Source organism: Acinetobacter sp. YH16056_T (assembly GCF_024605895.1).
GTDB lineage: Bacteria > Pseudomonadota > Gammaproteobacteria > Pseudomonadales > Moraxellaceae > Acinetobacter > Acinetobacter amyesii.
The window spans coordinates 1-10,167 of sequence record NZ_CP094548.1; the positions used below are offsets into that span (position 1 = coordinate 1).

At 33.3% G+C, this 10,167-nt stretch carries 14 protein-coding genes; 7 read left to right on the plus strand and 7 right to left on the minus strand.

Annotated features, from left to right (window positions below):
* Positions 1-157: 157 nt before the first annotated feature.
* The 4 genes from MST17_RS16895 to repM form a co-directional block, all read right to left on the minus strand.
* Positions 158-460 (minus strand): hypothetical protein, encoded by a 303-nt coding sequence (locus tag MST17_RS16895; protein ID WP_180027333.1) that lies wholly within the window; start codon positions 458-460, stop codon positions 158-160.
* A 49-nt stretch (positions 461-509) separates the two neighbouring features.
* Positions 510-800, minus strand: coding sequence for a hypothetical protein (locus MST17_RS16900; RefSeq protein WP_180027334.1), 291 nt, complete (start codon positions 798-800; stop codon positions 510-512).
* Complete coding sequence (locus MST17_RS16905) at positions 800-1,441, minus strand: AAA family ATPase (protein WP_104470967.1); 642 nt, start codon at positions 1,439-1,441, stop codon at positions 800-802. Before MST17_RS16905 ends, MST17_RS16900 begins: the two co-directional genes overlap by 1 nt.
* 388 nt (positions 1,442-1,829) lie before the next feature.
* Positions 1,830-2,723: a replication initiation protein RepM gene (gene repM, locus MST17_RS16910; RefSeq protein WP_180005571.1), complete on the minus strand. Its 894-nt coding sequence runs from the start codon at positions 2,721-2,723 to the stop codon at positions 1,830-1,832.
* A gap of 2,062 nt (positions 2,724-4,785) precedes the next feature.
* On the opposite strand from repM, the gene MST17_RS16915 reads away from it, so the two are divergent.
* Together MST17_RS16915 and MST17_RS16920 are read left to right on the plus strand one after the other, a co-directional pair.
* Positions 4,786-5,094, plus strand: coding sequence for a hypothetical protein (locus MST17_RS16915; RefSeq protein WP_180027335.1), 309 nt, complete (start codon positions 4,786-4,788; stop codon positions 5,092-5,094).
* Positions 5,095-5,328: 234 nt separating this feature from the next.
* Complete coding sequence (locus MST17_RS16920; RefSeq protein ID WP_180027336.1) at positions 5,329-5,808, plus strand: hypothetical protein; 480 nt, start codon at positions 5,329-5,331, stop codon at positions 5,806-5,808.
* Positions 5,809-5,942: 134 nt separating this feature from the next.
* Here the strand turns inward: MST17_RS16920 and MST17_RS16925 are convergent, their stop codons facing one another.
* Positions 5,943-6,701 carry a hypothetical protein gene (locus MST17_RS16925; RefSeq protein WP_180027337.1) on the minus strand — a complete coding sequence of 253 codons (759 nt, stop codon included), beginning with the start codon at positions 6,699-6,701 and terminating at the stop codon, positions 5,943-5,945.
* A gap of 20 nt (positions 6,702-6,721) precedes the next feature.
* A complete protein-coding gene (locus MST17_RS16930; protein ID WP_004282174.1) occupies positions 6,722-7,267 on the minus strand; it encodes a hypothetical protein in 546 nt (181 codons plus the stop codon).
* Between the two features lie 72 nt (positions 7,268-7,339).
* Here MST17_RS16930 and MST17_RS16935 point away from each other — a divergent pair, with 72 nt between their 5' ends.
* The 5 genes from MST17_RS16935 (at position 7,340) to MST17_RS16955 (ending at position 9,448) form a co-directional block, all read left to right on the plus strand.
* A complete protein-coding gene (locus MST17_RS16935) occupies positions 7,340-7,678 on the plus strand; it encodes a hypothetical protein (protein WP_004282175.1) in 339 nt (112 codons plus the stop codon).
* A gap of 228 nt (positions 7,679-7,906) precedes the next feature.
* Positions 7,907-8,218 carry a BrnT family toxin gene (locus tag MST17_RS16940; RefSeq protein ID WP_180027339.1) on the plus strand — a complete coding sequence of 104 codons (312 nt, stop codon included), beginning with the start codon at positions 7,907-7,909 and terminating at the stop codon, positions 8,216-8,218.
* Positions 8,181-8,495 (plus strand): BrnA antitoxin family protein, encoded by a 315-nt coding sequence (locus tag MST17_RS16945; protein ID WP_033134782.1) that lies wholly within the window; start codon positions 8,181-8,183, stop codon positions 8,493-8,495. The genes MST17_RS16940 and MST17_RS16945 overlap by 38 nt, the downstream gene beginning before the upstream one ends.
* A gap of 93 nt (positions 8,496-8,588) precedes the next feature.
* Positions 8,589-8,813, plus strand: coding sequence for a hypothetical protein (locus MST17_RS16950; RefSeq protein WP_033134781.1), 225 nt, complete (start codon positions 8,589-8,591; stop codon positions 8,811-8,813).
* Between the two features lie 32 nt (positions 8,814-8,845).
* Positions 8,846-9,448: a hypothetical protein gene (locus MST17_RS16955; protein WP_168379850.1), complete on the plus strand. Its 603-nt coding sequence runs from the start codon at positions 8,846-8,848 to the stop codon at positions 9,446-9,448.
* A gap of 91 nt (positions 9,449-9,539) precedes the next feature.
* Here the strand turns inward: MST17_RS16955 and MST17_RS16960 are convergent, their stop codons facing one another.
* Positions 9,540-9,950 (minus strand): hypothetical protein, encoded by a 411-nt coding sequence (locus MST17_RS16960; protein ID WP_180027338.1) that lies wholly within the window; start codon positions 9,948-9,950, stop codon positions 9,540-9,542.
* Between the last annotated feature and the right edge of the window lie 217 nt (positions 9,951-10,167).

Genomic DNA, 10,167 nt, shown 5'->3' on the forward strand with positions numbered 1-10,167 from the left:
GTTATACGAAATGTGTTATAATTTTCCTTGAAATTCATATACTTATTTCAAAGTTTATAGCCCATCTTCCCCAAGGTGGGTTTTTTTTATGATTTTTCACGTTCCACGATCAATAAATAAACAATGTTCCACGGTTTTGTTTAGCTTTGGCGAATAATCAATGGATACCATTGAAGCTTTTTAGGTCTTCTGTTTTCTCAAAAATGAAGTCTCTGCGATCCAGGATTAGGCAGTTTTTATTGTGTCGTCTAATTGATCGTGTTGCCTTACTGATGTCGTGACAATCCCAAAATCGGTCTGTTCCTGTGATTGCCGCTATGGGGTGTGCATCTTGTGCAATATAAATCAGGGCAACTACCATTTGTCTGCCGTTTTCATAGCGTTTCCTGGCAAATACAACATGATGTGCAATCTTAAGAAATTGGATTGTAGATTTATTTAAGCGTTCTTGAATAGACATAGCTTATCTCCAACGGATAATTGAGTTCTAGTTATTTAACTTATGTAAGTTATTTAACTTCATTTTGAACTGCTTTCTTTAATTCATCTTCAGAAAGTTTCTGTAGTTGGTGGATGGCTGCTTTTAAAATAATAGAACGATTAGCCTTGGCGACTCGGCAGGAAACAAGTAATTGATCTATTTCTTGATTTACATCTTCAGTGAGAGAAAATGTATACCTTTTATAGTTTTGTTGAGTGGGCTTTATTTCATTTACTCGTTTTGAGGATCCTTGAATAAAGCTCTCAATTTGATCTTGATTTGAATCCTGCTCAGACTTTTTAAGACCTTTAAGTGCCATTAAAATTCTCCTAAAAATTCTTTCGCGATAAGTTCAATCTCTTGTTTTGCTTTTTCATCCGATGACATTTCAAAAACAGATAATCCATTTTCATCTGCATCATCATAGATATTTCGATTACAGGTAAAATTATTCAGGGGAATTAGGTCAAAAGACTCACATGCCTCTTTTGCGTCTAGGATTCGTTGAGCCTGGCTTGGTAAAGTTGGACATTGTGTAATCACAGCCCTTGTATACAGTTCTGGATTCACAGCTTTTGCTAATCGAATCAGTTTTTCGACATGTACAAGTGTTTTTAAATCTCTTCTTTTAGGGCGGAATGGTAAAAGCATATGTGTTGCTATTGTCATAGCAGATCGTAGAGCTTCTGAGTCTTGTCCACCCGCATCAATAATAATGTCCTGATAGCGTTTAGAGAGATCCATTAAGATTTGTCTAATATTACCTGCTGCTTGTACAGATGGAATGCTTTTAACTTCATCATTTTCATCACGCTCTTTGATCCAATCAGTTGTTGTTCCTTGTGGATCTGCATCAAGTAATAAAATATCTCTATTGTTAGCCTGTAAATAGACTGCAAGATTTTGAGCTAGGCAACTTTTTCCTGAGCCCCCTTTTTCACCACCAACTAAAATAATCATTGTTATTTAACTTACGTAACTTGTTTAAGTTAAATATATAACATTTTTTTATTTAAGATCAATAAATTTTTCGGGTATAAATTTGAGTATTAAAATGCTAAAATTTATAATTTTATACAATAAATACAAATATTTATATGATCGGAAAGTGTTGCTATAATGTGGTATATGTTCAACGACTATAATTTAAAAATGAAAAAAAATAGCTCTTTTTTTATTAAAAAAATAAATTTTAGAATGATTTAAAAAAAAATTATTGAAAACAACCAATCTATCGAGGATTATTTAAACAGAAAACAATAGGTTATGTAACTTACGTAAGTTATTCGTGTATGATCGGAAGATGTTGCTATAATGTGATATATTTTTTCATAACTGATTGTAATACCTATATTTTTAAACCGAGTCTTTTTAGGTCTTCGAGATGCAATTGAATATTTTGAGGAAGTAATAATTCATCTGCTATCCTTTTTTGAAAATCAGGGTAGCTTTCACCAACTTTACTATTCCTCGAAGCAAACGATGGATCGTGAGCTAATAAATTTGAGAAATATTGGACTTGTTTTCCAGTTAGTTTAGGAAGACTTTTTTCTTTTTTTTGCTTGAAAGAAAAACTAAATCCAATGATAGATTTGCCTTTTTTATGTTGTTCATATTTTACATTAATATCTGTAAATTCTGTGATTTGGGAAATAGCTACTTCTAAAACACGTCTTTTAAAAGCTTCTGTACGGGCATATTCATTTTCCTCTATTCCAAGTAATGAACGAAATTCTTGTATCTCGTAAATTCTTGTTTTACCCACACTACGCCATGAAATAAGTAATTCGTAGAGACGAATAGCATAACGACTGGTTAATTTTGCAATTTGTTTTAAGTCATAGCTTGTAAAGCATTCTTCTAAACGGGTTATTAAAGGAATAATATCTGGAGCAAAAATTAATTTAACAATAGCTTCATTTTCTACATAACTGATTTTGCTTACCCAACGAGAGTGAGCTTTTTCTAAGTTCCCATGTTCATTATCAAATTGATAACTAAATTGACGACCAAAAAGAGAAAGGCACGCTTCTTTTAAACTTTCATAAGCTGTATGTCTTTCCACTTCAAATGTATTTATATAGCTAGATGCATGTACGATTAGCTCATTATCTGTAGTAATGCCTGTTTGTGATTCACGAGCTTCAGCAATCGCTAATAAGATGAGACGTTGTTCCGTTACATCGAGATTGTAACTGGCATTAATTAGAGCGTTGTCTTTTACAACGATTTTGTTTTTCATATAAAAATAGATAAATATTTACTGAACATATAACAACATAAATTATCAATGTTGTCAAAAGATCGGAAAACGTTGCTATAAAGATCGGAAAACGTTGCTATAAAGATCGGAAAACGTTGCTATAAAGATCGGAAAACGTTGCTATATAAAGCCTGAAGCTCTTTACTACAAAGGGTTTCATGGATCCTAAAAACATTTAAAAGCATTAAAATTTAATAAAAGCTTCAGTCATAAAAAATTGCCCTTGGTTTTCGCTACGCTCAAACTCTATTGAATCTCGCTTACGCTCGATTCGAGGGGCAATTTTTTAGCATATACTTTCGTGAATTTGAGAAAAAGCAAAAGCAAGAATGAATTCGCTACGCTCATAAGTTCTTTATGCTCGCTTCGCGAGGTCTAGACATCATTTTTTTGCAAGTGATTTACTGTTTTTAAGATTTTGATACTAAAAAATTGTTTTCCAGAGAGTCTAGGCGCGACTTTTCAATGTTCGCTCGTAGACACTCGCTCTGAAATTGCGATTAGATGCAAAAAATAGGGGGTATGCGCGATTTTTTCGCTGATTACTAATGAATCCTATGTCGATGAGGAAAACGTGCTTAAAACGCAAATGTTGAGCTTTTAGGAAAAGGTAAGGCGGCCTCCTAAGGAGACCGCCTTGTGTTTTGATTTGCCGTGTTCAAATTCACGAAACTAACGCGCTTAACGCTAATCATTTATTGAGTTCGCGACTAGAACGAACTCGCAGTTATCAACTTACGACATCTTCACTGTTTCCAGTGGAAGCGACTCTCATGGATCCTCCATCAAGACTAAGCTGGCCCTGACTTCTACACATCACAAAGTACACACTTCAAATTGTGTTTTAGTTCCACAATCACGATTTTATATAACATCATCCCACTAGCAGCATGCTGCATCATCGCAAAAATCAGTCAGCAGCAGATCCGTCTCCGGAACAACTGGGTGATTTCAAAGCGCAAACTTCAACGTAACCAACGCTTTTTTTCTTAGTGAATACTCATGAAATATTATTCATCCGACCGCTACATCAGAATGTTTAACGTTTATTCACTTTCTTCCGTGCCAAACAGGCTTGCCGCATTTCATAGCGGCCGAGGTTGCCACACCTCTCACCTGATAAACTTTGTTTTCTCAGCCCGGTTATGCACCGTATTGCCTTTCGTTCACCCACCCCTTACGTTTTTATTCGCTCGAAGTGACCTAATTAATCCGGATAAATCCGAAATAAACCTAATCAGCAACTCTCCCTCTCTCATAAATCAGTCCTTATAGCATCCTCGCGGAATGTTTTCGGTCTAAAAGCCTATAGTCTGGAGCCACCACATCTAATAATTGGCTTGAGAGATTCCCACTTTAGCGTTAACAGTCTTTGTCTATTTCTATTGAAATAGACGGTCAGTACGCTTATCCGTTCCATTTGATATCAGCTATTCCTTTTTTTTGGGATAAGAGTTCCAAAAACTCCCATTATTAACCGATATTAAATTTCATTACGGGTAAAGCACTTAACCTACATACAGCAACATGCGTAATAATATAAAGAAAACAATTATTAATAATGAATAAATCCAAAATTAATAACACAAGATATTATCTCCTTAGTGTCACCGTTACTGGCTTGAGCTATCCATAGATCATTTCAGCCAACCGAATATGTCATCACGACAAGTCAATTCGGCCAACCGAAATGTACCAAGCGTTCTAGATTTCTCCTCACGCCCCTAGTACCTCGCGATACTCTCATAAGCCCACCAGTATGCAACGCATTTAGCCCTGTTAAGGAATTGAAGCTAAAAACGTGTGTTCCTAACGCATCTATCATTCCTTGAAGATACTCACACTCTCTGTTAAGCAGGGTTTGCCCTTGTCACCAAGGGTCCCGTTTCAGTGTCGCCCAACTATTTATCTGCCCACCACGATTTCATACGTCACAAACAGAATAAGAGTGATTGGGTCAAAGAACAGAATCTCACTGTCCAGTGCCCTTCGCAGCCGCACCAACTAGATTTCTCACGTATGCAGCTACACGGTCTTTAGCATGAAATGGCTGTTTCATGCACACGGACCAAGAAAAAAACAAAGTTTAGAAAGTTTTGCTCGTTGCACGACTAACACAACAAAGCTCATTTCATATTTTGGCAATGTCATCATCGCCGGCTTTTTTCACGTTGGCAAATTTTCAAATGTTTTCGCGCCCGCAGATCGCAGGAACTCTTATTTATATTCCTGCCATAAAACAGCTGTTTACAATGAAATTCACTCAAAAATAGTCAATAAAAAATATATTTTTCAAAGGGGTACTTTTATAGTTATGGCAAAGATTTTTTTAATGTATAAAAAACAATAAGTTAAAAAATCAACTTGTATGAAAAATAAACAATGGTTTTTTATTTCTTTATTTTCAAATATATAAAGAGCATGGATCATTTTCTTAATGATTCAATATCTAAAAATAAAAGTCTTTTCTTAACATTTTATTATGTTAAAACCCAATAGTTTCTTAAATATTAAATTGTTTATAATCAATAGTTTACATTGCATTTTTAAGCTGTTAGATTGATATTTTTTTTGGGCAACTAAGATGTCTTTTAGTAATAATCAAAAACTGATCGGAGGAGATGAAAAAATGTTCATTATTGGGCTGATTGATAACTTTTTCTATCGCGTGATCGGAGTAGATTCTCGTCCAAAATTTTGGGGAAATAACTTTGAATTTTATGAAAAATCGATTTCTATCTCTGTTTCATCTCGCGCACGTGACACTGATTGTTTATTTATCAGATTTGGAACGATCTGGAATTCTGAAAATAAAAAAGAAATCGTTATCGAACAGATTGATTTTCGAAAAGAGTTATGTCATCTAGATGTAACTATTAAATTACTGTTAATTCTCTGTGAAATAGCTGAAAAATTCAGTTATCAGACGATTAGATTTGTTAAACCCAGCTGGGTCTTAGTTGGTGAATACATATGCTTTAAGTTTGGATTTTCAGCGAAGAATGAGATAGATCCTAAAAAATTAAAATTGAGATTGAAAAAATATCTATCTGAGAAAGCTTAGGATGGTGATAGTCACTATGAGAGTTAATTTCGTATAAGAGATTTTATGTTAATCAGATGATTAAAAGGCCCGTAAATAGGGCCTTTCGCATAACGTGTATTATGTTAATTTTAGAAAAATTAATAAAAATGATGTTAATTACTAGTAATAACCCGAGCTTTAAAATCATCAATATTTTTGCTCTCATCAAAAATTTTGAAAAAATTTAAAGCGATTTGTCTTGCTTCATTTGAAGATGCTCTCCAATGGGCAGGATGAGGCATTCGAAGTACTAGAGTTTCATTATTCCAGATACGCATATTAAATTTATCTATATGTTCTCCAGCAGTTATTTTTTCATTGCTTAATAGTTCTAAGCTCTTTTCTAGTTTAGGAAAATTATTATGATATTGACCAGTGAAAAAAATAACTTTAGGTTTTAAACGTTTTATTTGTTCAGATAAATTTTGAATAGATAATTTTTCTAGATATGAGGAAATTTTTTCATATTCAGATTTTTTTCTGAGCCCATTAAAAGACTTTTTCTTATAGTCAAATAAGTAAAAATTTAACCACTGTACTGGTTCATTATGATTAACCTCTTTTATTTTCTTCATAAATTGATGAAAACGACTTTGCGTAGCGGATTGTTCATATAACTCACCATAGCGTTTTTTACTGTTTTGAATGATGTTTTCTAAGTTTATATCGTCATTTAAAAAATTTTCTAACCGCCCTTGCCATCCCTTAGTCTCTTGACCAATTAATAGTACTTTATTCTTAGATGAATCAAATAAAGGGTCAAAATTGGGAATAAATGGATAGCTTAAATCATGTAAGCATTCTTTCTCAGCAGGAGGCAAATTATTCAAATGCTCTTTTAATTGAGCTAATTTTGAAGTGTATTCAATCATTAATTTTTGTCTCTTAAATATTAATCATTAGACTGATTACTTAAAAAGTTAAGCTTAATTGTTAGATCACCATTCTGCCCTATATCGAATGTATCATCAGGGTCATCAGTCTTTAAAAAAAAGACCATATTTTGTTTCAGTAAGTTCTCAAGTTCATCTAGTTCAGTCTTTGTTAATTTCTCAGAAGTTGTATAAGTAGTAAAACCAAAAGCCCCTTTTTCATTAGCTCTAACTTGGCTCACATGTTCTAGAATTTTATTAGAAAGATTGATGGCTTTTGCTTTACCTTCTCTTTCATTTAGCTCTATTGCTCGATCTCTTAAAACACTTTCCAATTTAGCAGGGATAATAAACCATGAAGGGTTTCCCATAGCTGAAGGATATCCTTTTGGTGATTCTTCAGATCCATTCCATCTTAAAGCTAATTTCTCAACAGTTTTCCCTGATTCATCAGCCCAGTTTAAAACAGCAATTGAAAATGATTCTTCAGCACCATCATAGAGGACATGGACTCCCTTTACATTTTTTCTAGGGGTTCTTACATCTTTAGGAAGAACATATGTCATTAGATATTTCCTTTTATATGTATTTGTATATAATAAAACATATAAAATTTTACATGTAAATAACTACGTAATATGAAAATTGGAATTTTTTGGTATTGGAAAGATGAGGTATTAGGGATTGCACATGATTTTTGTCTTTCAGATATCGACTCTATAGGCTTAGCTGATAGTAATTATGCTCATATCGAATATTGGAAAGTTCTTCAAAGTAGAAATAACGATTTGAAATATATGGAATATGAAGAAGTTCCAAGAGGAAGAGCTATTTTTAATTCAAACGTAAATAAACTAATAATTTATTTGGACAAAAGCCTTTTAATACGCTCTAAAATTGAAAAAATTACTTGCTTTTTTGAGGCTGACTCTGAGCAAATAATTATTAAAAGGGATCCGCATTACAAAACAAAATAGTTCCATTTAACATAATGGGCGTTATACGAAATGCCATTTTAAATAGTGTTATATTTCAAAAAGTTATGCTATAAGAAATCGGGGACGCAAACCCGAAAAGCCGACTTGGAAACAAGTCGGCTTTTTTTTAAACAGTTTTGATATATTCCGCCAATAAAAATTGGCTAAATTTTGCAAAATTTACAATTTTGTATTAACATTTTTATATTAACAAAAAGCGATGCAACTATGAAAATTGAGTTTTCATGGGATGAGCATAAAGCAGAAATAAACCTTAAAAAGCATGGTGTAGCTTTTGAAGATGCGACATTGGTTTTTTACGATGCTCATGCCTTATATAAACAGGATCGCTTTGAAAATGGTGAATATCGTTGGCAAGCGATAGGTATGGTACATGGGCAAGCTGTTTTATTGGTGGCCCACACAGTACAAGACCATAATGGGATGGATCATATCCGCATTATTTCGGCACGACAGGCAGAGAAAAAAGAGAGGAAACAGTATGAGCAAAACCGTTACTTACAAAATGGATTTAAATAATCCTCCTGTTTTGTCTGAAGAACAAAAGGCAAGACTTGAAGCCCTGGCTAAACGCCCAGACAGTGAAATAGACTTTTCGGACATTCCTGAACTTGATGAAAGTTTCTGGAAAAATGCAGTACAGAACCCTTTTTACAAGCCGACTAAACAAGTGACTACGGTTCGTATTGATGCAGATGTAATGCAATGGCTAAAGGCCCAAGGTAAAGGCTATCAGACAAGAATGAATAAGATTCTGCGTGATGCCATGCTGAATGATTTAAAAAATCATCCATAAAAATGGGAGCTTAAGCCCCCATTTTTTTATTACAAAATTCATGAAATTTGATAGAATAGAAAAATTATTTGATTAAATTTTATAGAGTTTTTTATGAAAAAAACAATTATCGGGGCATTAGCTGTTTCAACACTTTTAATTTCTGCATGTAGTACATCACAACCTATGTGGAGAAAAGCTGGAATTACTCCACATGATGCTAATAATGCTTTAGCAAAATGTCGCTATGACATAGGTTTAGCTAAAGTAAATCAAAATGAAAAAGCTGAAATGATACAAGATTGTATGATGGCACAAGGTTTTAGATACACCTATTAATCTCTATAAAATCCAAATAAATAGGTTTATTAATGAAAAAGTTAATAGGTTTTACAGCCATAGCTGTTTTTTGTACGAATTCTTTAGCAGAAATCCCTGTAAAAAATAATAGTATTCCTTTCAATAAGCTGCCTATAGAGATTAAAGAAGTAGTTCAAAGTGAGTATATAGATACCTGCCAACGCATATCTGAAGATGAAGAAATGCAAGTTAAAAATCCTAAAATCACTTTCTATAAAGGATTTTTGGTAAATGTAGATTTTAATGGCGATGGACTAAAAGATTACATTATCCGATCTTCAGCAGTTACCTGTGAAGGTGCTTACTCATTTTTCACTGGAAGTAGTGATGGCTTTATAGATATCTATTTTCAAAATGAGGCAGGTAAATACAATCATGTACTTAATTATTGGTTAGGACGTGAAGGATTAGAGCTAAAAAAAGTTAAAGATCACTATCGTTTTACATCTGAATATAACGGCAGTTATTTAGCATGGGATAAATCTATAAATAAATTTATTTCATACTATGGCCCTGAAAAAAGAAAAGATATTTTAGATATAAATGATGAAAAATCTACAACTAGCCAAACCTCTACAGAGAAAGGTGAAGTTCTAAGACAAGCTTTTCAATAATCTAGAAATATTCAAAAGACGCCTTTACATAGGCGTCTTTTTATTTAACATAAAATCTCTTATGCGAAGTCTCTTTGACACTTGTCAAAGATCAATGATTTTTAGATATTTTTTTCACTTTAAGGTAAGCACAGATACAAATTAAAATTCCTGAGAGTACCCAAACATAAGCACCGAATAGAACTGGTTGGCTGTTCTTGCCATCTATAACCAAAATAGTGACAAGACCATAGCACATCATTGCTAAAGTTATACAGCTCCAACGAAATGCCTTGGGATCATTTTCATCTAATAAAAAATATGTAAAAACGAGTGATAAATTTGCCCAAATTGGAAAAACTAAAATAATGGGAAATATTAAAAATTGTAAGAAAAATGAATATACAAAAAGTTCGTATCCTTTCATGCCATCGAATACAGGAAGTAACCAAGAGACAATCAGAATTAAAACAGCCATTAATGAAAAAAAATCGAGGACCTTTTCTTTTGATAAAGATTTCATTCTGAATAATTTATATGTAATTCATCGTAGTTTACTTTAAACCTATCACTGAACATAGAATGTAAAAAAGCCCGACATCCTGTCGGGCTTTTTCGTATTGGTTCGCTTGGCATAACTCCTGTCGTGCCGCCGATCCTTGTGCGATTATTTATTTTTATTCTGCGGAACGTCCTGTTCTCTTATGACTTCATGATATTGAATACAAGGGGTTATGAAT

Coding starts and splice junctions, on each gene's coding strand:
- MST17_RS16895 (WP_180027333.1), bottom strand. CDS start 460: ATGTCTATTCAAGAACGCTTAAATAAATCTACAATCCAATTTCTTAAG.
- MST17_RS16900 (WP_180027334.1), bottom strand. CDS start 800: ATGGCACTTAAAGGTCTTAAAAAGTCTGAGCAGGATTCAAATCAAGAT.
- MST17_RS16905 (WP_104470967.1), bottom strand. CDS start 1,441: ATGATTATTTTAGTTGGTGGTGAAAAAGGGGGCTCAGGAAAAAGTTGC.
- repM (WP_180005571.1), bottom strand. CDS start 2,723: ATGAAAAACAAAATCGTTGTAAAAGACAACGCTCTAATTAATGCCAGT.
- MST17_RS16915 (WP_180027335.1), top strand. CDS start 4,786: ATGAAATGGCTGTTTCATGCACACGGACCAAGAAAAAAACAAAGTTTA.
- MST17_RS16920 (WP_180027336.1), top strand. CDS start 5,329: ATGTCTTTTAGTAATAATCAAAAACTGATCGGAGGAGATGAAAAAATG.
- MST17_RS16925 (WP_180027337.1), bottom strand. CDS start 6,701: ATGATTGAATACACTTCAAAATTAGCTCAATTAAAAGAGCATTTGAAT.
- MST17_RS16930 (WP_004282174.1), bottom strand. CDS start 7,267: ATGACATATGTTCTTCCTAAAGATGTAAGAACCCCTAGAAAAAATGTA.
- MST17_RS16935 (WP_004282175.1), top strand. CDS start 7,340: ATGAAAATTGGAATTTTTTGGTATTGGAAAGATGAGGTATTAGGGATT.
- MST17_RS16940 (WP_180027339.1), top strand. CDS start 7,907: ATGAAAATTGAGTTTTCATGGGATGAGCATAAAGCAGAAATAAACCTT.
- MST17_RS16945 (WP_033134782.1), top strand. CDS start 8,181: ATGAGCAAAACCGTTACTTACAAAATGGATTTAAATAATCCTCCTGTT.
- MST17_RS16950 (WP_033134781.1), top strand. CDS start 8,589: ATGAAAAAAACAATTATCGGGGCATTAGCTGTTTCAACACTTTTAATT.
- MST17_RS16955 (WP_168379850.1), top strand. CDS start 8,846: ATGAAAAAGTTAATAGGTTTTACAGCCATAGCTGTTTTTTGTACGAAT.
- MST17_RS16960 (WP_180027338.1), bottom strand. CDS start 9,950: ATGAAATCTTTATCAAAAGAAAAGGTCCTCGATTTTTTTTCATTAATG.